General features: G+C 37.2%; 23 protein-coding genes and 1 pseudogene. 2 read left to right on the top strand and 22 right to left on the bottom strand.

What is annotated here, in order from left to right; translation table 11 throughout:
* Positions 1-271: 271 nt before the first annotated feature.
* The 6 genes from BV906_RS16385 to BV906_RS16355 form a co-directional block, all read right to left on the bottom strand.
* The gene (locus tag BV906_RS16385; protein ID WP_087974698.1) at positions 272-544 is read right to left on the bottom strand and encodes a hypothetical protein; all 273 of its coding nucleotides are present in this window, start codon (positions 542-544) and stop codon (positions 272-274) included.
* Between the two features lie 576 nt (positions 545-1,120).
* Positions 1,121-1,594, bottom strand: coding sequence for a MarR family winged helix-turn-helix transcriptional regulator (locus BV906_RS16375; RefSeq protein ID WP_087974697.1), 474 nt, complete (start codon positions 1,592-1,594; stop codon positions 1,121-1,123).
* 12 nt (positions 1,595-1,606) lie between these two features.
* Complete coding sequence (locus BV906_RS16370) at positions 1,607-2,410, bottom strand: N-acyl homoserine lactonase family protein (RefSeq protein ID WP_087974696.1); 804 nt, start codon at positions 2,408-2,410, stop codon at positions 1,607-1,609.
* 354 nt (positions 2,411-2,764) lie between these two features.
* Positions 2,765-3,145 (bottom strand): LLM class flavin-dependent oxidoreductase, encoded by a 381-nt coding sequence (locus BV906_RS16365; protein ID WP_087974695.1) that lies wholly within the window; start codon positions 3,143-3,145, stop codon positions 2,765-2,767.
* 30 nt (positions 3,146-3,175) lie between these two features.
* On the bottom strand, positions 3,176-4,027 hold the full coding sequence (locus BV906_RS16360; protein WP_087974694.1) for a VOC family protein: 852 nt from the start codon (positions 4,025-4,027) through the stop codon (positions 3,176-3,178).
* 10 nt (positions 4,028-4,037) lie between these two features.
* Positions 4,038-4,442: a DoxX family protein gene (locus BV906_RS16355; protein ID WP_087974693.1), complete on the bottom strand. Its 405-nt coding sequence runs from the start codon at positions 4,440-4,442 to the stop codon at positions 4,038-4,040.
* A 139-nt stretch (positions 4,443-4,581) separates the two neighbouring features.
* Between BV906_RS16355 and BV906_RS16350 the strand changes: the two genes are divergently transcribed.
* Together BV906_RS16350 and BV906_RS16345 are read left to right on the top strand one after the other, a co-directional pair.
* Positions 4,582-4,914: a winged helix-turn-helix transcriptional regulator gene (locus tag BV906_RS16350; RefSeq protein ID WP_087974692.1), complete on the top strand. Its 333-nt coding sequence runs from the start codon at positions 4,582-4,584 to the stop codon at positions 4,912-4,914.
* Between the two features lie 247 nt (positions 4,915-5,161).
* Positions 5,162-5,662, top strand: coding sequence for a helix-turn-helix domain-containing protein (locus BV906_RS16345; RefSeq protein WP_087974691.1), 501 nt, complete (start codon positions 5,162-5,164; stop codon positions 5,660-5,662).
* A gap of 211 nt (positions 5,663-5,873) precedes the next feature.
* On the opposite strand, the gene nadX is transcribed toward BV906_RS16345, so the two are convergent.
* The 16 genes and pseudogenes from nadX to ligA all read right to left on the bottom strand — a co-directional run bounded on the left by nadX (position 5,874) and on the right by ligA (position 22,281).
* Positions 5,874-6,653: an aspartate dehydrogenase gene (gene nadX / locus BV906_RS16340; RefSeq protein WP_087974690.1), complete on the bottom strand. Its 780-nt coding sequence runs from the start codon at positions 6,651-6,653 to the stop codon at positions 5,874-5,876.
* Positions 6,654-6,976: 323 nt separating this feature from the next.
* Positions 6,977-7,117: an aminoglycoside 6-adenylyltransferase gene (locus BV906_RS19240; RefSeq protein ID WP_140322014.1), complete on the bottom strand. Its 141-nt coding sequence runs from the start codon at positions 7,115-7,117 to the stop codon at positions 6,977-6,979.
* A 32-nt stretch (positions 7,118-7,149) separates the two neighbouring features.
* A pseudogene (locus BV906_RS16335) lies at positions 7,150-7,245 on the bottom strand (aminoglycoside 6-adenylyltransferase); the annotation flags it as partial.
* A 238-nt stretch (positions 7,246-7,483) separates the two neighbouring features.
* Positions 7,484-8,191: an FAD-dependent oxidoreductase gene (locus BV906_RS16330; RefSeq protein WP_087974688.1), complete on the bottom strand. Its 708-nt coding sequence runs from the start codon at positions 8,189-8,191 to the stop codon at positions 7,484-7,486.
* Between the two features lie 60 nt (positions 8,192-8,251).
* Positions 8,252-8,623 carry an iron chaperone gene (locus BV906_RS16325; protein WP_087974687.1) on the bottom strand — a complete coding sequence of 124 codons (372 nt, stop codon included), beginning with the start codon at positions 8,621-8,623 and terminating at the stop codon, positions 8,252-8,254.
* A gap of 78 nt (positions 8,624-8,701) precedes the next feature.
* Positions 8,702-9,094: an SRPBCC family protein gene (locus BV906_RS16320; protein ID WP_087974686.1), complete on the bottom strand. Its 393-nt coding sequence runs from the start codon at positions 9,092-9,094 to the stop codon at positions 8,702-8,704.
* A 2-nt stretch (positions 9,095-9,096) separates the two neighbouring features.
* Positions 9,097-9,417, bottom strand: coding sequence for an ArsR/SmtB family transcription factor (locus tag BV906_RS16315; RefSeq protein WP_087974685.1), 321 nt, complete (start codon positions 9,415-9,417; stop codon positions 9,097-9,099).
* A gap of 275 nt (positions 9,418-9,692) precedes the next feature.
* Positions 9,693-10,676: a tRNA dihydrouridine synthase gene (locus BV906_RS16310; RefSeq protein WP_176330386.1), complete on the bottom strand. Its 984-nt coding sequence runs from the start codon at positions 10,674-10,676 to the stop codon at positions 9,693-9,695.
* 287 nt (positions 10,677-10,963) lie between these two features.
* The gene (gene rlmD / locus BV906_RS16305; RefSeq protein ID WP_087974683.1) at positions 10,964-12,343 is read right to left on the bottom strand and encodes a 23S rRNA (uracil(1939)-C(5))-methyltransferase RlmD; all 1,380 of its coding nucleotides are present in this window, start codon (positions 12,341-12,343) and stop codon (positions 10,964-10,966) included.
* 141 nt (positions 12,344-12,484) lie between these two features.
* On the bottom strand, positions 12,485-13,393 hold the full coding sequence (locus tag BV906_RS16300) for a diacylglycerol kinase (protein WP_087974682.1): 909 nt from the start codon (positions 13,391-13,393) through the stop codon (positions 12,485-12,487).
* 249 nt (positions 13,394-13,642) lie between these two features.
* Positions 13,643-15,073 carry an Asp-tRNA(Asn)/Glu-tRNA(Gln) amidotransferase subunit GatB gene (gene gatB / locus BV906_RS16295; RefSeq protein WP_087974681.1) on the bottom strand — a complete coding sequence of 477 codons (1,431 nt, stop codon included), beginning with the start codon at positions 15,071-15,073 and terminating at the stop codon, positions 13,643-13,645.
* Positions 15,073-16,536, bottom strand: a complete 1,464-nt coding sequence (gene gatA / locus BV906_RS16290) for an Asp-tRNA(Asn)/Glu-tRNA(Gln) amidotransferase subunit GatA (protein WP_087974680.1) — start codon at positions 16,534-16,536, stop codon at positions 15,073-15,075. The genes gatB and gatA overlap by 1 nt, the downstream gene beginning before the upstream one ends.
* Positions 16,537-16,627: 91 nt before the next feature.
* Positions 16,628-16,924 carry an Asp-tRNA(Asn)/Glu-tRNA(Gln) amidotransferase subunit GatC gene (gene gatC, locus BV906_RS16285; RefSeq protein ID WP_087974679.1) on the bottom strand — a complete coding sequence of 99 codons (297 nt, stop codon included), beginning with the start codon at positions 16,922-16,924 and terminating at the stop codon, positions 16,628-16,630.
* A gap of 161 nt (positions 16,925-17,085) precedes the next feature.
* Positions 17,086-18,609 (bottom strand): sodium/proline symporter PutP, encoded by a 1,524-nt coding sequence (gene putP, locus BV906_RS16280; RefSeq protein ID WP_087974678.1) that lies wholly within the window; start codon positions 18,607-18,609, stop codon positions 17,086-17,088.
* A 548-nt stretch (positions 18,610-19,157) separates the two neighbouring features.
* Positions 19,158-20,264, bottom strand: coding sequence for a CamS family sex pheromone protein (locus BV906_RS16275; protein ID WP_087974677.1), 1,107 nt, complete (start codon positions 20,262-20,264; stop codon positions 19,158-19,160).
* 13 nt (positions 20,265-20,277) lie between these two features.
* Positions 20,278-22,281, bottom strand: coding sequence for an NAD-dependent DNA ligase LigA (ligA, locus tag BV906_RS16270; RefSeq protein ID WP_087974676.1), 2,004 nt, complete (start codon positions 22,279-22,281; stop codon positions 20,278-20,280).
* Positions 22,282-22,286: the final 5 nt, after the last annotated feature.

Raw genomic sequence — 22,286 nt, 5'->3', positions numbered from 1 at the left:
ACAAAGATTATAAATAGAAAATATAGCTAATTAGTGATGAAGATGAGTATGGGGGATTACATGAAGGTATCAATAATACGATCGCAGCAGCAAAGGAAAAAGATTCAACAAGTTCAAGACTTAAGTTTGCTACTTTAAAACTAAACTTGGAAGGGATTACTCCCTTTTAGTTTCAACTAGAAAAGCAGGCTATTTGGTTGGGAACACTTATGAAGGCTCACCAATTATAAGAGGTGCAAACAGTTCCATTCATGAAGATGGAGGAAAGCTACTATGATCGATTCATTGATTTAATAGCAGCTAACTCCCCCTTCAGTATGTCAATTTGCTCTTGAACATTTCTAAACTGTTCATCTAAATCTTTTCGTTTTTGTCGTTCGCCTGCATCTGCAGCTTTTGCTTCTTCAATTGCTTCAAGAGCTGCCATCGTGGCAATAGCATCTGCTACCGTAGTTAGGACTGCGGCTATTAATGCCAGCTGAAAACTGAAATCAACAGAGGATTCTTCGTTTTGCTTCTCAGAGCTTGAATCAGACATACTCATTCGGGTCACACCCCTATCTCTCAAATGTTGGTAGGATTCATTTTTAGTTTATGCGCTGGTTTTCACTTATATGTAAACTGTCATATAAATATCTACTATCTATTAGGAGCTTCCAATAGAAAAAGCCCAATTCCTCCTTGTAAAAATTGAGAAATTGAGCTTACCATTTGCTACCTATTACACTAATTTATTGTTAAGTTGCCTTTTCATTCTTATTCTGTCCAGGCCGAATGCAGAATATATTCACAGAAGTTCTTAATTTTATAATTCGGTCTGGAATGTTGCCAAAAGTCGTTTCTGGCTTATGCTTAAACCCTTCATAAAACGCTGGGATAATTTCCCTTTTTAAATTGTTCCGTGGGAAAGCTTTTATAATTTCTTCACGCAGGTCAGAAAATGCAGTTCTTTACTGACCATTAGAAAGTCTCTAAATGTCGTAATTCCATGTATCAACTTATACATATACCTATTGCTATTTTATAATTGTTTCTATTCTAGTAACACACCCAGCAGCTTTAGTGGACTAGCACTAATAATGTCTGTCCATCTAGTCTATCAATCTGCTAACATACCATTTCACTTATTTACACCAAAGCCCCGTTCTTCAAGTTTCTGCTCGAATGGAGTGTCCGTTAATAATTTGCTCAGCATTTGATTAGATATCTGTAATTCATCCGATGTATAAATTTGTTGAAGCATCGTATACATTTCGGCTTCTGCCTTAATTATTAACGAATATTTTTCGTTTCCCAACGGTGTAAGTGCTAGTCTAACAAATCTGGAATCGTTTTCGTCTCTAACCCGCTCTATTAGTTGATCTTTGACCATTCTTTCAACTAACCTTGAAGGACTACCATCTTCACATATTAACAATCGGCCTAATTCCTTTAAAGTAATAGATTGGGCATTTTTTAAGATGCTTATTACTTCCGCATGGGAAGGTGTAACTCCTATTTCTTTGAGATAATTCTTTAAAAGATTGTTCCCCTGTCTCTGTACCGCTAAGATGAGGTATCTAAATTTTTCAGCTTCTTTAAAGTTCTTTTCCATTCCTTTTTCTCCTTATTCAATAATCCCTGGTTTTATTTTTGAATCATGATTTGCAATTACCCTAATACAATCTTTCTTTTGCGAAAAATCCTTCAACCACTTCAAGGAATCGTACGCAGCCTTTTTGTCCGTTGTTATTCCTGGTAGTATCATTTCTTTCCATGATCTTTCTGAATAACCAACATCACTTGCTAACACGACCCATCCCTTTTTGATTTTTACTAACACCGAAATCATGCCATCACTATGACCAGGTGTATAAACGAGATATAATGTTCCGTCTCCGAATAAATCATATCCTTTTTTATACGGCCCATATGGTATGTCCATCAATTTAAAAGTATCAATTGAAATATTATCCCACATGGATTTTATGTAGCCTAATTTTCTTTGTGCAGAATGCCATTCATTTTCACTCGTAAGAATCTTCTTGGCATCCTGTACTTGCCTTAAACCGCTAACATGATCAGAATGCATATGCGATAAAATAACAAAGTCTAAATTCTTACTACTAATTCCTAAAGAATGAAGTTGCTCAGCTATTGAATGGCCTTCAGGAAGTTCTCCCTGATACATAGAGTATGCAAAACTTCCCAGATGTTTTCTTTGGTTCCATCTCATTTCTTCGTGCCAGCCAGTATCGATTAAAATTAAACCTTTTGGATGCTCTATTAAATAGGACGACACAGGTACCCACATCTTTTTCTCTCTTCCCCTCAACCATCCTGTATATGGTGCTGGATGAAGACTTTGCTCTTTATAAGCTAAAGCACGGTCAATAAGAACCCTACCCGTATGCAATATATGTACTTTCATTTAATAAACCCTCCTCATAAATTAAATGACACGTCATCTATTAAGTTTAATAATAAATGATATGTCATCTAATTTCAAGAAATAGGTGCTTCCGAATTATTTCAAATATTTCTTTTTAATTATTTTATACAAAGAGGAGTTGTTTTTCTCTTTTAGGCATGAAAAAAATCCCGGGTTTATAATATAAACCCGGGATGATATATCTAGGAGAAAGAATGGTTATAGAGAATAGCGTATCTATAAACAGCCACGCTATCGTTACATAAATAACGTTTCTTCTTTGTTCTGACCAATTGCTTTATTTAGCATTGGTATAACTTCAGTTGCTAATAATTCTATATTTTTCTCTATCTTTTAAAATGGAACTCCACCAATATCAATTTGTGCTAGAAAACGTGTAAGTCCATACAATTCGTGTTGATGGAGAATATTCTCCACTACTTGTTCTGGACTTCCCACAAACAATGCTGTTTCAGGGCTAGCTACTTGTTCAAAATTCTCTCTTGACATCCTTGTTCTCATTCCACGTTGTCGATCGACATAATTCCAGTAATTAGCGTAATAGGGGAAAATCTCATCATTTGCCTCTTCTGTTGTTTTTCCAAGGTATGTGTGTCCTGTAACACCAATATTTAATTTACCCGATGAATATCCAGCCTGCAAACCTTCCCTACGATATATATCAACGAGTGGTTTAAATCTCATTGGATCACCACCCAATATTGTTAAGACCATACCGACTCTGACAAAGCTAGTTCTCTCCTCTTAAATCGATAATTCAATCCGATTTCCAGACGGATCATAAGTGATACATCTTCCATCTTCTTCTGTTACTGGCACGCCTATCTTTTGCAAGCTATCAATTGTTTCGTTGATTGCTTCTTCATCAGGTAAAACGAGTGTAAAAGATTCCATACCTACACTATTTTCTGGAGGCTTTGGTGCTCCTACCCCATTCCACGTATTAACGCCAATGTGATGATGGTATTTGTCTGTTGAAAGAAATAATGCCTGCCTTCCATAACGGTTAACCACATCAAACCCGAGACCTTTCACATAGAATTCTTCTGTCTTTTCTAATTCGGAAACATGTAAATGAATATGCCCCATTAATGTTCCTTTAGGCATACCATTCCATAATTCACCTGGTACACAATTCGTTAATAATCTCTCGAAGTCCAATGGATCCACTGCCATGGCTACTTCTTCACCATTCCAACTCCATTCAGAGGGATCTCGGTCAATATAAATTTCAATCTCATTTCCATCAGGATCATGTAAATAGAGTGCTTCACTTACAAGATGATCCGATGAACCGAACCGGACACCTTTTTCTGATAAATGAACGACGATATTAGCCAAATCTACTTTCTTAGGTAAAAGTAGAGCAAAATGATATAATCCCGTCGTTCTTCCTTGTTTTGGAATGACATTTTCAGGCTGTTCCAATGATAAAATACTTGTCTTCCCATCTGTAGTAAGCTTTGCTTTCTGAGATGTTTGTTCTAAAATATCGAATCCAATTATTTCCTGATAATACTGTAAAGACCTTTCTAAATTCTCTACCTTTATATTAATATGACCAACAAATGTTGCTGGTTTACTGTGGAACCCCATATTATTCCTCCTAGTTTTTATCCGATGTAAATAGTTTATTATCTAATGCAAGGGCCGATTTATCCGCTAATATAAAGAAAATGGACATTGCTAGCAATACCAAATCAAGTTCGTATCCTGCCATTTGGCCATTACCAAGGAAACCAGCTGGGATTTTTGCTGTAATAATAGCTCCTGCCATGATTACTGCAAACAACAAGGCAATCACCCGCGTCCCAATTCCTAGAATTACTGCAATTCCTCCTACTAATTCGATAAATGCAACAGCATAGGCTAGAAATCCTGGTATCCCAAGACTGTCAAAATATCCTACTGTATTTGAAATTCCACCTTGGAATTTTGATAAACCATGAATGAAGAATGTAAGACCTAGTATTACTCTTAAAATAACTTTCCCTATTTCTTGTTTATTCATTTTTTTCTCTCCTTTTATAAATTGATTACTTTACGTAACTAAGTTTATAATTATAATTAATATATGTCAAGTAACTAAATTTATTTTCATTACCTAATAACCTTTTGTGGTATACTATGAATAAGAGAGGTGAATGTAAATGACACAACCAACCATCTGTCCAAAGTTTGAAAAAGCGATCTCCTTACTAAGTCAAAGATGGATGGCATTAGTTATTTATCAATTATTATTGGGTACACAACGTTTTAGTGAAATTCAATCATCTATTGGCATAAGTGGAAAAGTATTATCGGACCGATTAAAGGAATTAGAACACCTAGATATAGTAAAAAGAGAAGTTATACCCCAAACACCAGTCCTTATTGAATACTCCTTAACAGAAAAAGGACATTCGATGGAACCAATCTTAAGAACAATCGAGAACTGGTCTCAAGATTGGGTTAATCCAGAATCTAAAGTTTCTGCAGATTAGTTTACGTAAATTTCATACAAATAATTAGAAAGGGTTGTCCTCCAAAATCGTTTTCACTGATTTGTCGGACAACCTTTTTACATCGCTTTTTAGTTTTTATTCAGAATATCGATGATTACATTAATTCTTCTTTAGATAAAAGAATTTCACTTGCTTAAACGGTGAAGTTTCACATAATGAAACTCTCTTTGATTTTTTTGTATTTAAAATATTAAATACCTATACTAACAAAAGACAGGGTGATCAAATGTCACAAAATCAAGTATCCACATTAAGAAAAGGACTTCTCGTATTGGAATCGGTAAAACAAAATCAAGGGATTACTTTAACAGAACTGATGAAGGAACTTCAATTAAGTAAGTCTACGGCATTCCGATTATTAACAACGTTAGAAGAAATGAATTACATCTATAAAATCGGGACGCAATATTTTTTCAACCCTAAAATGTTTAGTGAAGGGTTGGAAAAGCGTTCTATAAAGGATTGGGTATCGTTACGTTCTATCTATCAAGTAGCTCAAAAACTTCAAATGAGCACCTACTTAGGAAAAGTGGATGGTACTGACCTTGTCATGACTCAGGTATTACATGCTCCTTTCCACCAAGCAGCAGACGAAGAAATTGGAAATCGCTCAAGACTGCATCTATCCGCTTTAGCCATTGCAGCACCAGCTGAGCAAATTTCACGTAGCAATATTAAACATATTGCGACAAAACTAGATGTAGGTAGCAAAACCGTTACAAAATAAATAGAAAATTTAGATAATTAAAGGAAATATAATTCAGACGGAGGAATAACAAATTACTTTCTATATACTCGATTGCTTGAAGCATTCTTTGAAGCCTCTCCAAGTGAAACCCTTCTTTCAATACTCAGTCTACCGACAAATTGTGATTCAATCCTGTTTATCCGTGCTCATTTATGACAGGTTCTCTTACTCTATATCTATGATTGCGTTATTACCCACCGATTCTCACTTTTCCATCAATTCTTTTTAGTGTTCCTAGAATACTCATGGCAGCTAAATAGCTTGTCTTCGGATTTTCAGGAAGCGGATTATTCGTAATAGAAAATGTCGCTTCTCCAAAATCGCCCATTATTTCTACAGAATGCATATTTTTTTCAATATCCGGGTCTGCGACGAGACACATGCGCGTCTTTTCTATCCCGATCCCAGCCAGTGAAAGGACAATGGAGACATTCACGTTTTTCGGAAATTGCTTAATTGCATCAACCGCTTTTCCCTCAAATATAACTTCCGCTTCATCGATTTCTTCCTCAATTAGGGAGCTTGCAGGTTTCCGAGTTGTCAACGAAACGCTTGTGACCGTGCCAAGGGCATGCGCATTTTGCAATAAGTCCAAACCACCTATTGCACCTGACGGCAAATGAACGGCATACTGGTACTCATCTACGAGATTACTAATTTCTGTCAGCAGTGTTTCATCTGCAAGTGCACCAACACTGATTAACACTACTTCCTTTTTCTTAATAACAGATGGTAACAAGGTTTTCACTGCATTTATATTAGCTGCCTCCACAACAATATCGATTTCCGAATCAAGGAATGCTTCGAGGTCAGTAAACAACGTCACACCATAATCTGATTCCAAGAACCGATACTCTTCCCTGTTCCGTACAAAAATACTTTTTATCCGTAAATTTCCATGTTGATTATGATTGATTTTTTTCAACAAAAAATTAGCAATCGCTCCTGCACCAATTAAACCTATATTCATAGTTAGTCTCCTTTATTATAGTAGTAAGTACCGGGAAAGTGGAATACATGTAAAATCATACTATATATTTTTTTAACAATAATCTGGTTGGATTTACTGCATAGGCATTACTTTTATACTTTTAGGTAACACTTAAAGTACAAACATCAAATTTTTATAACCTGTCCATTATTCTCAATTTCACTATATCATAATGTTCAACCAATTTGGATGAGGTATGTAACTGTAACTTCTTTCAGCAACATTTCCATTTATAATCAGGTTATTTAAGTAGTATACTGGTTAAAAAAATAATTTTAGATAGTTACGCATTTTCTTTTCTACTATCCGTCAACCGATTTATAAATATTTTGAGTGAATTTTGAAATGGCCTCATCATAATTTGGATACTCATGTCCCAGTTCTTTAGCTACAGTTTTCGAATACATTCTAAATAAATCATAACAAGTAAATAAAGACTCCATATGTCTTGGTATGAGTCACAGGGAATGTTTTAATTCGTACGTGAGCCTTCCAAAGTTACCAATCGAATTCTATTATCATTCCTAGCAAAGTCAATAATCATATCCATCATTACTAGTTCACTTCTCATTGTATTATTCCTCCATTTATTTTGCAGGCTGAAATTAATAGTAATCGTCCTAATTACAAAAATGATTAATAGAAAGTAATAAAAAGCTCAGATAGATTCTGAGCTTTTTAATGGTGTACGATGTCTTCAATTGGCTTTTTAATATACGTAAATAAAGTTTCACTTTTTTTACGGGCTGCTTCAAGAACTTTTTCGGATATATCTTATCCAATCACTGAAATTGCTTGATATCTATGCGCTAATAGCCAATTAAGGCATCTTTTTTGATACTCGGCTTTGGAATATCACTATTTTTTAAATATGCATTAACAGAATCCACCATTGACTTCGGACCAGCAATATAATATTTACCATTGTTCTTATATGAAGCGGTAAATTTATTTATCTCCTGATACAATTCATCTCTTGAATCAAGGTAAGTTACACGTATTGAAGTATTTTCAGCAACTTCATCAAGCTCATCTTTATAAAGATACGACTTTTTGCTATCCAGATAGAGTAGTTGTATTTGTTGCCCGTCTCTATTCCCTTCTGCTTCTACTTGCTTTATTATCGAACGAAATGGTGTAATTCCTATTCCACCTGCAATCAAGAGTGAAGGACTGTTATCATTTAGATAAAAAGATCCTACTGGCCCACTCATACTTATGTTCATTCCCTCTTTTAATTCTAACATCGCTTTTTTGAAATTACTTGGGTCATCACTAATACCCATTGTTATTTTAACAACATTCTCTGTGGGAGATGATGCCACACTAAATGGTCGGGTAGAATTTTTTATTTTTTTATGCGTAATAGTAAATAGACCGTGTTGCCCTGCTTTCCAGGTTAAATCTTTTTGATTTTCAAATAGAAAGCTATATACACCTTCCGATTCTTTAAAGCTCTCTAGAAATAATAATTCTTTCTTTTTAAATACTGCTATCATATCTTGAAAAAAACTCATTACGTATCTCCTTTATTATCAACTGCTCATATATTCTGCAGCTTTCTAATTACTACCTTTTTATTTCCGCCAAAAAGTTGAACACTCTGCCTTATCCCAAATATTAAACTCAATCATTTTCTCAAGTAATGCGTAATCAACTGGACTATCCCACTTCATACGTACCAATTCCTTCGTATGACTATAGCCAGTCTTCTCTATTTCATCAATAAAGTGATTAATCCCTACCCTTTCAGGGGCAACAGATAAATGATGCTTAGCTACGCTAAAACCAATAATATATGTCCCGTGATCGGTAAACATAGGCTGATTCCACTTTATTTCCGGTACTAGATTGGGGAATTTATTCGCTACCCATGTCAACACTTCTTCCGTTCTTTCCTGATGCACGGGGTTATCGATCTTAGCTAAAAACTCTGTAAATACTTCCATGTTTTCACTCCTAAAAGTAAAAGTTCAACTAAATTTGTCTTATTTGTATCATCATATTTATAAACATTGAATCAGAAGTTATTCTATTTCCCCTAACACTTTTTTAAGCTCGTCAATCTTATACGCCCAACCATATTTTGCACCATTGAACGCCGGATCTACTTTTTCGAATCCAGTATGGTCAAGATGTAAGTGGGTTGTCTCATCCTCTTGTTTTAACGTCCAAGTGACTATCGTGTTAATCGGACCACCTACCCACGTATAAGATAACTTATAAGGCTCGTCCACTACCAATACCTCGCTATCTACAATTAAATCTATTTCCTCATTCCGAAACTGACAAATGTATCCTACAATTGGTTTAAAATTATTTTCCATCACCCATTGTGCAAGCGTATCTGAATTCGTTAAGGCGTCCCATACTTTATTGATAGGACTCTTAAATTGAAAATCTAATGATAAATCCGGCATTATTATTCCTCCAATATATTTTTTAGTAATATCGCTCTTTCATTCCAGAACTCCTCATAAAAGGATAACCAATCTTTAACTTCCTGTAATGGAGCTGGATTTAGTCGATACCTTGTTTCTCTGCCTAATTTACGGTTAGTTACTAAATCAGCATCTTTAAGGATAGCCAAATGTTTAGAAACAGCAGTACGACCCATCTGAAATTGAGCAGTTAATTCGTGAAGTGGTAACTCTTCTCCATCTGCCAACAAACGTATTAATTTACGTCTAGTTGGATCTGCAATAGCTACAAAAACATCACGCTCTTGGTAAGTGTTGTTCAAAAATCCTCCCCCTTTTATGAATTAGACACTATATGGTGTCCTTATTATAGGACACCATATAGTGTCTAGTCAATTTTTATTTTTAATACTGAACATATGGATTCAGAAAGAACAAAAGAAAAAGACTGAACCCCTAGTATTGGATTCAGCCTGGTTTTGTATGATTATTATACATTTCAATTCCATGGTGACACGCTTTATAAAATTCCTAGGAAAACCAATATTATGTTTGATAAATTGGTCTGAGTCGAAAATGTTTATTTTAGCTCACACTTCTACTTTTCCTCCACCATCTCTACATTCTCTCGCTCAAAGCTATCGAGCAATGCACGCACTTCATCTGTTGAATCTGTGCTCATCAATTGATTTCTTAACTCACCCGCGCCTCGAATTCCACGGACATATACCTTAAAAAAGCGACGAAGAGGCCTGAACGGACGGGCTTCTAATTTTGAATATTTATCAAAGAGATCCAGATGCAACCTTAAAAGATCAAGCAATTCCTTACTACTATGATCTTTCGGCTCCTTTTCAAATGCAAATGGATTTGTAAAAATACCTCGTCCAATCATAACCCCATCAACACCGTATTGTTGAACAAGCTCCAAGCCAGTTTGACGGTCAGGGATATCTCCATTAATCGTCAAAAGTGTATCTGGTGCCACCTCGTCACGAAGTTTCTTAATCTCCGGGATTAGTTCCCAATGAGCATCTACTTTGCTCATTTCCTTTTTTGTACGCAGATGAATGGAAAGATTAGCGATGTCTTGTTTGAAGATATGTGTTAGCCAGTCGCGCCATTCATCTACATTCGTGTAACCAAGTCTTGTCTTCACACTTACGGGTAATCCTCCTGCTTTCGCTGCTTCTATTAGCTCTGCTGCTACTTCCGGATGACGGATGAGGCCGCATCCCTTCCCTTTCCCTGCCACATTAGGGACTGGACAGCCCATATTGATATCGACACCACTAAATCCCTGTTCCGCCATACCAATACTCATTTTCCGAAAGTATTCAGGCTTATCCCCCCATATATGGGCTACAATTGGCTGTTCATCCTCTGTAAAAGTTAAACGCCCACGCACACTTTCTTTTCCCTCTGGGTGACAATAACTCACCGTGTTTGTAAACTCTGTGAAAAACACATCAGGTCTGCCCGATTCACTCACAACATGGCGAAAAACAACATCCGTGACATCTTCCATTGGTGCTAATATAAAAAACGGCCGTGGTAAATCACGCCAAAAATTATCTACCATTTTAAAATTCAAATCCTCTCATTATGTGATACCAGATGAAACCCTTATCCCAAAATTAAAAAGCAAAAATATCCCTGCTTCTTTTACACTTATACCATGATTAAGTACTTTTTATCAAACTGATTAGAAATGTTTATTTTAACTTGACACTCCTTGTACACCCGAAATAAGCTATTCCGAAAATCTCTATCTCCAACTCCCATTTCATCAACAGTTCGTGCATAAAAAGACCCCGCATTCGCAAATAATTTTTAACGAAATCAGGGTCGGACTAGGAAATGTTTATTTTAGTTAGACACACGCTTTTCCAACCACGTTACCGCTTCAACATGCGGGGTCTGTGGAAACATGTCAACTGGCTGTACTTCTTTAGTCTCATAGCCGCTATCTTCCAGAATTCTGAGATCTCTTGCTAATGTTGATGGGTTACATGATACATATACAATCCGCTTCGGCTGCATATCAATCATCGCTTGCAAGAAGTCGACTTCACAGCCTTTACGTGGTGGGTCTATGACAATCACATCCGGATTTAGTCCTTCCTCTTTCCACTTGGGCATGACTTTTTCAGCTTGTCCTACATGGAATTCTGCATTGGTAATCCCGTTTAATTTAGCATTCATCTTTGCATCGTTAATTGCTTCTGGTACAACTTCAATACCATATACTTTTTTTGCCTTTTGAGCGAGGAATAGGGAAATAGTTCCGATTCCACAATAGGCATCAATAACAATGTCATCACTTCCAATTTTGGCGTATTCTAATGCCTTGTCATATAGTTCTCTTGTTTGAACTGGATTGACCTGAAAGAATGATTTTGCAGAGATAGCAAATTTGATATCGCCGATCATATCATAAATATATTCTTCGCCCCATAGTACCTTCGTTTTATCACCCAAGATAACACTCGTACGCTCTCTATTTACATTTTGAATAATGGACCTTATTTGCGGGAATCTCTCGGTTAACTCATTGATTAGTACTTCCTTATTCGGCAGCTTATCGGTTCTCGTCACTAATACAACCATTGCCTCTTTTGTTGCTTGTCCAGTCCGTACCATAATATGGCGTAATTCACCACTATGTTTTTCCTCATTATATGCTTTAATACCAAAGCGGTTAGCGATTTCTCTGGTTGCTTTTATAATCTCATTTATTGCTTTATCCTGGATGCTGCACATGTCCATATTTTCAAGAATGCGGTGGCTGCGTTTCTGATAAAAGCCAACAATAAGTTCACCATTCTTTTCTCCAACAGGAATTTGTACTTTATTCCGATAGTGGAATGGGTTATCCATCCCCATAATGGAGTGGACTGGGACATGTTCTAGATGCGCAACTTTTTTCATCACATTTTTCACTTGATTTTGTTTCATTTCAAGCTGTAATTTATAGCTCATATGCTGAAGCTGACAACCACCACAATGGATATGGCAAGTTGCTTCAACTCGCTCTGGGCTCTTTGTTTTAAGTTCAAGTAACTTGCCAAAGCCAAAATTCTTATTTACTTTCACTACTTTTACGATTGCCTCTTCCCCGGGTAAACCATTCGGGACGAACAATGGATAACCACCAATTTTCGCAACGCCACTACCTTCATGGGTTAGGTCTTCAAACGTAAGTGTAATCGTATCATTTTTCTTAACTGGAGCTGTATGTTTAGCCATTTATATCTTCCTTTTACGTACAATTTTATGTGGTACCTATCTTATCATATTTTCCTCGGGAAGTTTATTCAAAACCAACTTGGAACATATTCAGATAAAAATCGGGAAGCAATAAGCACCAAAAAAGGAAGACCTCTAGATTCAGTCTTCCTCATTGTCGATGAATTCTTCCGGCACGCAAAATTCAATATGTTGCTGCAGGTTTATAAATTCACCTGGTAGCAATCCGCCATATTCGCCATCGATATTCAATTGCATTTTTTCATCTGTGTTTACTTTAATATGTTTTGCTTGCTTATAGATGATATTCTTGCTTTTCAAATGTTCGCCTCTTAATGCAAGCGTTGCAATTTGAATAAACTCTGCAAGATTTGTTTTACGTAAAATAAGCAAATCAAAATAGCCGTCATTCATTTTTGCATCGGGAGCAAGTTTTTCAAATCCACCCACAGAATTGGAGTTGGAAACTAGAAAAAGCATAATATCTTCTTCCAGTATTTCTCCATCATATTCAATTTTAACGTTGGAAGGTTTCAAAGATGGAAGCATTTCGATACCTCTTATATAATAAGCCAACTGTCCAATTACTGTCTTTAGCTTACTCGGCACATCATAGGTTAACTCTGTTAATTTTCCGCCACCAGCGATATTGATGAAGTAATGTTCATTCACTTTGCCAATATCAAGTAACATTGATTTTCCAGATAGGATAATATCTACGGCCTTTTGAATATCCCTTGAAATGTGCAATGCTCTGGCAAAGTCATTGGTTGTACCTGCTGGGATAATTCCGAGCCTCGGTCTATGGTCTTGTTCGGCAAGTCCATTAATTACTTCATTTATTGTCCCATCTCCACCAGCAGCCACAATTAAATCATAGCCACGTTCTACGGCTGTTCTTGCTGCTTTAATTGCATCCCCTTCACTGGTTGTTGCATGTGTAGATGTCTCATAACCGGCAACTTCAAATTTTTCCAGAATGGTAGGCAGCGACTTTTTAACTGCTTCACGCCCAGATGTTGGATTATATATGATACGAGCCTTTTCCATTTTATTACCTCCCCCAAATACGTTAGCGATATAGGGCTTCTTCGTTTATTAATTTTTCTTTACATCTAAACTTTATGATAGTCCTTTTTGGATCATTTGAAAAGGTTTATCATTGGAAAGTGTGGCTTTGGCTATCGGTTAGCACATACCTTAAATGCACTTATACAACTGAATTGTGAACAAATTTCTTTACTGCAAACATATGTGGAGGCTGCCAACTCTAAAAGAGATGGCAGCCTTCAATAATTTTTATCTATTGTTTAGTTCTTCTGCAAGAATTTTATTTACTAATGGTGGGTTAGCCTGTCCCTTCGTTGCTTTCATAATCTGCCCAACTAGGAATCCTTTAGCTTTACCTTTCCCATTTTTGAAATCAATAATCGATTGTTCGTTTTCATCCAAAATCTTATTAACGATTTCTTTCAATTGTGCTGGGTCAGAGATTTGAACTAAACCTTGATCCTTAACAATCTGTTCTGGATCTCCGCCTTTTTCAACCAATTCCGCGAAAACTTTTTTCGCAATCTTAGAAGAAATTGTACCATCTTCAATAAGCTTAATCATTTTCGCAAGTGCTACTGGTGTAATGGCTAATTCCTGAAGTTCTTTGTTGTGCTTATTCATATATGCAGAAACTTCACCCATCAGCCAGTTAGATACTTGTTTAATATCTCCACCCTGATTCACTGCTTCTTCAAAGAAATCCGACATCTCCTTCGATGCAGTCAATACATCTGCATCATAAACAGAAAGTTCAAGTTCTGTAATGTATCGTTGTCTTCTTGCATCTGGAAGCTCCGGAATTTCACTGCGTACGCGCTCTTTCCATTCCTCATCAATATATAATTGTACAAGGTCTGGTTCTGGGAAATAACGGTAATCATCAGATCCTTCTTTTACACGCATCAGAATCGTTTCTTTTGTTTTCTCATCATAACGACGAGTTTCCTGAAGAATTTCACCACCAGATAATAAAACTTTTTCCTGACGTTTTTCTTCAAATTCAAGTCCTTTTTGTACATACGAGAAGGAATTCAGGTTTTTCAGTTCTGCCTTTGTTCCAAACTCTTCTTGTCCAATCGGGCGTAGCGAAATATTCGCATCACAACGGAGTGATCCTTCTTGCATTTTCACATCAGAAACACCTGTATATTGAATGATATTTTTGATTTTCTCCAAGTATGCATATGCTTCTTCAGGTGAGCGCATATCCGGCTCCGATACGATTTCAATTAATGGTGTACCTTGTCTATTGAAATCGACATAAGAATGACCGTCTTCACCATGTGTCAGTTTACCTGCATCTTCTTCCATGTGCAGGCGGGTAATACCGATACGCTTTTTCTTCCCATTAACTTCAATCTCAATCCAGCCGTTTTCACCGATTGGCTGATCAAACTGTGAAATCTGATATGCTTTTGGATTATCTGGATAGAAGTAGTTTTTACGGTCAAATTTCGTATTGGTAGCAATTTCACAGTTCAGTGCCATTGCAGCCTTCATTGCAAAGTTTACTGCTTCTTCATTCAAAACAGGAAGTGTTCCTGGATATCCGAGGTCAATTGGATTTACATTCGTATTCGGATCTGATCCAAATTCATTCACACTCGGGCTGAATATTTTTGAGTTCGTTTTTAATTCTACGTGTACCTCTAGTCCAATAATTGTTTCGAAATTCATTAGTTGGCACCTCCAAGCTGAGGTCGTTTTTTATGATGTTCTGTTGCCTGTTCAAATGCATGTGCAGTACGATATACGGTACTCTCATCAAAATATTTTCCAATGATTTGCAATCCGATTGGCAGACGGTCTTCAGTGAATCCACATGGAATGGATATTCCTGGTACACCTGCAAGGTTAACAGGGATTGTTAGGATATCATTTGCATACATTGTTAATGGATCATCCGTATTTTCTCCTACTTTAAATGCTTTGGTAGGTGTTGTCGGTCCAATAATAACATCATATTCCTCAAAGATTTTATCAAAGTCATTTTTGATTAATGTACGGACTTTTTGTGCTTTTTTATAATATGCATCATAATAACCAGAACTAAGTGCAAATGTTCCAAGCATGATTCGACGTTTCACTTCCGGTCCAAATCCTTCACTACGGGAATTTTTGAACATATCAATCATATTGTCTGCATTCTCACTGCGCACGCCATAACGGACACCGTCAAAACGAGCGAGGTTGGCAGATGCCTCCGATGATGATAATAAATAATACGTTGCAACTGCATACTTAGAATGTGGTAAGGATACTTCTTCCCAAGTTGCGCCTAGGGATTCATATACCTTTAACGCTTCAAGTACCGATTCTTTTACTTCCGGTGCTACACCTTCAGCCAAGTATTCTTTTGGAACAGCGATTTTAAGGCCCTTCACATCATTTGTCAATGCTTCCGTATACTTAGAAACCTCGACATTTGCACTTGTAGAATCCATTGCATCATGCCCTGCAATCACTTCGAGTACACGTGCATTGTCTTCAACCGTACGTGTAATTGGTCCAATCTGATCAAGTGAAGATGCGAAAGCGACAAGACCAGCACGAGATACACGTCCATATGTTGGTTTCATTCCTACCACTCCGCAAAATGCTGCAGGCTGGCGAATCGATCCACCTGTGTCTGAACCTAAGGAGAACAATACTTCTCCCGCTGCTACTGCTGCTGCAGAGCCACCACTGGACCCACCAGGAACATGGTCCGTATTCCATGGGTTTCTTGTTGGATTGTAGCTGGAGTTTTCATTGGAAGAACCCATTGCAAATTCATCCATATTTAGTTTTCCGATTGTTACGGTTTGTTCCTTATTTAACTTTTGAACAACCGTTGCATCGTATAATGGATCTGTGAAGTTATCGAGAAATTGACTCGCACAAGTTGTACGTAGCCCTTTCGTCATAATATTATCTTTGATTCCACTCGGCATGCCAAAAAGGCTTGCTGTCGCTTCTGATGCATCGAGTTCTTTCGCCTTTGCTCTAGCGTTCTCTTCATCCAATGTTAAAAAGGCATGAACTTGATCATCAACCTCTTTTATTCTTGTATAAGATTCATTTACTAAATCTTCTACTGTAATCTCTTTGTTATGTAACTTTTCTTCCAATTGTTTAATCGTATGGTCAAATAATGACATCTAAGATTACCCTCCTTATTCTATGTATACTTTGCATTCGCATATTATTGTAGCAAATGCCTTCGTGTCTTTTGCAGAAAAAAAATTATACTTAATTATCTGCCATTATCGATGGAACACGGTATTGACCATCTTGCTGATCAGGGGCATTTTTCATTGCTTCCTCGTGTGTGATCCACTCTTTAGGCTCATCTTTACGCATAACATTTTTTAGATCAAGAACGTGTGTAGTTGGTTCAACACCTTCTGTATCCAATTCATTCAATTGTTCTGCATAACCAATGATTGCACTTAATTCATCTGCCATTGTTTTAACTTCTTCATCAGTTACTGCAAGTCTTGCCAAATCGGCTACATGCTTTACTTGCTCTTTCGAAATATCTGCCATTGCTTATACCTCCATATCGATGTTTTATCTATGTTTACTTTTTATTCTCATTTGATTATTATAACACTATTGATAATAGCAAAGATAGTCACTTATAGGCAAATTATGTCGTGTAAATGAATAAAAAACCACTTCCATTTATCAATAGAAGTGGTTTTAGCTTATCTTTCCTTTGTTATCCTGACTGTTTCATTGAATTCTGCTTCAACTTCAGGTGCTGGTTTGCCCATCATACTGACTACCACAGCAACAATTAGATTAAGCAAGAATCCTGGAAGTAATTCATAAAGGTCAAAAATTCCACCTTCAAGCATTTCTCCCCATATAATAACCGTTAAAGCACCTACAATGATACCTGCAAGCGCACCATTACGAGTGATTCTTTTCCAGAATAGCGCTAGAAGAATAGTTGGTCCAAACGCTGCACCAAATCCGGCCCATGCGTAACTTACAAGACCTAGTACAGAACTATCCGGATTCATGGAAATCAGAACTGCGATTAACGCGATGACTAATGTAGCAATTCTTCCAATCCAAATCAATTCTTTATCTGTTGCATTTTTGCGGAAAATCGCTTTATAAAAATCTTCCGCTACAGCTGAAGATGAAACGAGTAATTGAGAATCAATTGTACTCATAATCGCTGAAAGAATTGCAGCTAACAGAATACCAGCAATTACTGGGTGGAATAAGAGTTGTGAAAAAGCAATAAATATTTTTTCCGGGTCACCCAACATCTGTATACCATTTTCTGTTACAACTTGAATTCCGAAACTATTTAACAAGGAAACATCCTGTGTACTAATGAATGCCAACCCAATAAAACCTGTAAAAATTGAACCATAGAGGCCAATAACCATCCAAGTAGTACCAATAAGACGTGCTTTTGGAACATCTTTTGCTGAGCGTAATGACATAAAGCGCACAAGAATATGTGGTTGACCGAAATAACCAAGACCCCATGCTAATGATGAAAGGATAGCAATTACACCTACACCTTGCACCATATTAAGATGTGATGGTGAGATGTCACCAACTGCTTGTACTGCCGCATCCCAGCCTCCGATTTCATTTAATGCTACAATCGGGACAACGATTAATGCTAAGAACATTAATATTCCCTGGAAAAAGTCTGTCCATGCTACAGCAAGATAACCACCAAGTAAGGTGTAACCAATTACGACAACTGCACCAATCCACAATGCTGTTTGATAGGGTAGCCCGAATGATGCTTCAAAAAGCTTTGCACCTGCTACCATTCCTGAAGAAGTGTAAAATGTAAAGAATAATAGAATTACCAAAGCAGATAAAACGCGAAGAATATGTGACTTATCTTTAAAACGATTTTCCAGAAAATCCGGGATTGTAATCGAATTATTGGAAACCTCTGTATAAACTCGCAGGCGCTTTGCAACAAATTGCCAGTTCAAGTATGCACCTACTGCCAAACCGACCGCCATCCAGGCCTCTGCCATCCCTGAAGCATAAATTGCACCTGGCAGACCAAGCAAGAGCCACCCACTCATATCTGAAGCTCCAGCACTTAATGCCGCCACACCGGGGCCAAGGCCTCTTCCGCCTAGAACATAATCAGATAAATTATTAGTTCGATAATACATGATTAAACCTATGACAAGCATTCCAAGTAAATAAACGGTAAATGTAATTAATGTTGTAAGACTCAACGTTTACTTTCTCCTCTCTGTAAATAATGTAATGATGGATAATAATAGTATGATAGGCATCGGTATAAATAACCAAAACCATGTTACACCCCTGATTGCATACTCCATCCTAATACCCCCCCTAATTCAAGTTCTATTAATTCTATCTATGCCTTATCTTTTTTTACGGACCTTTATAGGATTTCATAAATTCGAATCATTTTCAACCCCTACAGAGTTATCACACCGCTATTTAAAGCACTATTAGAACATTTTAATTCCGTGAATTCAGCCAAATTTTTCGATTAAAAGTGGTATCACGTGGTGAGCTTTGTTTAATTAGCTTAGAACATATAATCCTAGTGAAATATCCATATAACTTTAGTTACCTTCCATTTTAAGCAATGAGAAAATTATTTAAAAAAATTTATCATAACGTAATGACTCGAGCTCTTCTTTAATAAAAAAATACCACTTTCCCTGTTAAGATTCCCCGAAAGTGGTATTTTTATTTCTCAGTTGTAATAATATTAGGTATTTTTCTGGATTCTGATGTAGTTCTAATCTAACTAATCAAAAATATGAACGGTTGGAGTTTCCTCTCCTGCATTACGATAAATTAGACTTTCAATCTTTTGACTAGAGGTGATTTTTATTTCAAGTTCATAGTAATTGGAGAACATTTCCTGAACCAATCCATATGCATATTGTGTAAATCCGAGTACTTCTGCCTTTCCGTAAAACTCGATTGGTACTTCAATGGTTAGCTTTTGGAGCTCTTCATCGATATAGAAACCTTCACCAATTAATCCAACATAATTAGGGAAAAACTGTGCAATTTCATTACCAAAGCTTGTAACGATTTCATGATCATCGTAATACTTTTCCTGTCCTTCATCAGACGGGAAAAGGATATTCTCTTCATTTAGTGATTCCCAATTCTCTACAGTATTACTGCCTCCTGGAACATTTACTTTCGCAACAAAATTTCCCGGCACTGGTGAGGCTTGCTCTTCCTCCTGATACAAAGCTATCATAATCGGTACATCCATTAATCCTTCCATTTCGCGGATTTCCTGGACTATTGCTTTGGCAATCTTATTTCCTTGTGACAGCATTTCCTCTTTGGGAATATCTTCATAGTATGGCCCTGCATCCTTTGTGTTGAAACGATAAACTGATTTCATCGCAATCCCAATGGAGATACCTGCAAGCCCAACACTTTGATCTTCATTATGTTTCATGTAATTTTGTTCCAGTATATGGGATAGATACCGTGGATTCTCCCGGTGGGTTTCCGCATCGGCATCCTCTTCCAACTTTGGATTAAGCTCATCAATCCAACTGAATATGGTACTTGAATTTAAGTATTGCCCCTCCTGAAAATATAACTCTCCTGGGTCATATACTTCTTTTGACAATCTTCTAAGTCCTTCTTCCATTTCATCAATATCCACCCGATTAGCCATCTGATTTACGATGACCCCTCTTGCTTCACTTGTTTTATACGGAAGAATCATGCGGTAATTTTCCTCTGACAATTGATAACTTGGCACAATGGAAGTTTCCTCTTCTGCGGTCTCCTCATTTTGCAAAACTTCATCTTCGTTTGAATTTTGCACACAGCCTGTAATAAAAAGGAGTGTACATAGTAGCAACACACTTATCTTTTTCAAAGCGAAACACTCCTTACTCTTCCACAACAGTTTTTAGTTGCTGTTCATTCCATATGTCAATCCCTAGCTTTTGTGCTTTATCATATTTGGAACCTGCATCAATTCCTGCAATGAGGATATCTGTTTTTTTGCTGACACTCCCAGTAACAGCACCACCCATAGATTCAATTAATTCCTTTGCCTCATTTCGGGTGAATTCTTCCATTTTCCCTGTCAATACAACTGTTTTCCCAGCAAAGATGGAATCATTATCAGCTTCTGATTTCCTCGGTCCATTATATTCCATATTTAGATTAAGACTACGTAAGTCATCCAATAGTTCTGTTACTTTGTCTTCTGAAAAATACTGAACAATAGAGTCCGCCATTTTGTCACCAATTTCGTCCACTGCAATTAAATCATCAAAAGTTGCCTGTTGGAGTGCATCCATCGTTTTAAATTCCATTGCAAGTGTTTTAGCTGCCTTTGCCCCAATAAATCGAATACCGAGTCCAAATAAGAGTCTTTCAAGTGAATTCTCTTTAGAAGCCTCGATGGATTCGAGCAAATTCGTGACTGATTTTTCTCCCATCCGTTCTAGTCGGAGAAGTTCTTCACGTTCCAAGCGGTATAAGTCTGCCATCGTATGGATGAGCTTTTCCTGGAACAGTTGCATAACTACTTTCTCTCCCAGTCCATCGATATTCATTGCATTTCTGGAAACATAATGAATAAGCCCTTCCATCAATTGTGCTGGACAATTTGGATTAATACAGCGCAATGCTACTTCTTCTTCAAGTCTGACCAATTCACTGCCACATGCTGGACAATCGGTTGGCATTTGAAATTCCTTTTCCTCACCCGTACGTTTTTCGGTCAGCGTACGGACTACTTTCGGAATAATGTCCCCAGCTTTCTTAATCACTAATGTATCTCCAATCCGAATATCCTGTTCTCGGATTAAATCTTCATTATGCAATGTTGCACGCTGTACGGTTGACCCAGCTATTTTTACGGGATCGAGAATCGCGGTTGGTGTAACGACACCTGTTCTGCCAATACTTAACTCGATGTCTCTCAGTTTCGTAATTGCTTCTTCTGCAGGGAATTTATAAGCAATTGCCCAACGCGGACTTCTGGCAGTGTATCCAAGCTCCTCCTGCTGCTCGAGGTTGTCTACTTTTACAACAATCCCATCAATTTCATAGGATAAATTGGGACGCTCTTTTGTCCAATAGGTCACATATTCAATGACTTCTTCTATAGTTGAGCACTTTTTCCATTCTGGATTCGTCTTAAAGCCAAGTTCTTTTAGCTTTTCAAGACGTTCACCATGGGAGGAAATGGCACTACCTTCCCATTCACCTACACCGTATAAAAAAATATCCAGATTACGTTTTGCGGCAATCTTTGGATCGAGTTGCCTTAATGACCCTGCCGCAGCATTTCTTGGATTGGCAAACGGTTCTTCCTCCTGTTCTTCCCTTGCTTCATTCAAAGCAAGAAAGGACTTATGCGGCATAAAGGCTTCCCCACGTATTTCCAATGTCCCTCGTTCCTTAATGGAAAGTGGAATACTTCTTATTGTCTTCAGGTTAGTTGTAATGTCTTCACCCGTATTTCCATCGCCACGTGTTGCACCACGTACAAATTTCCCATTTTCATATGTTAACGAAATGGCAAGTCCATCTATTTTAAGTTCGCATACGAATGTTACGGCTTCCTCTGTTCCACCACTTGCACGTTTTGCAAAATCCCTTAGATCCTGCTCATTGAACGCATTGCTAAGACTTAGCATTGGTACATTATGTTGAACTTTTTTAAAAGCATCCAGGGGTTTCCCACCTACACGTTGAGTTGGGGAATCATCTGTAATCAGCTCTGGAAACTCTTTCTCTAATTGCCTGAGTTCCCTTAGCAACTCATCATATTCTGCATCGGGAACACTTGGTTGATCAAGCACATAATATTCATAGCCGTATTGGTTCAATAACTCTACTAATGCTTTTATTTGATTCTCTGCTTTTTGTTTATCCATCCAAC

It is taken from the genome of Oceanobacillus rekensis, from assembly GCF_002153375.1.
Classification (GTDB): Bacteria; Bacillota; Bacilli; order Bacillales; family Amphibacillaceae; genus Oceanobacillus; species Oceanobacillus rekensis.
This window is presented reverse-complemented; position numbering and strand designations above follow the sequence as displayed.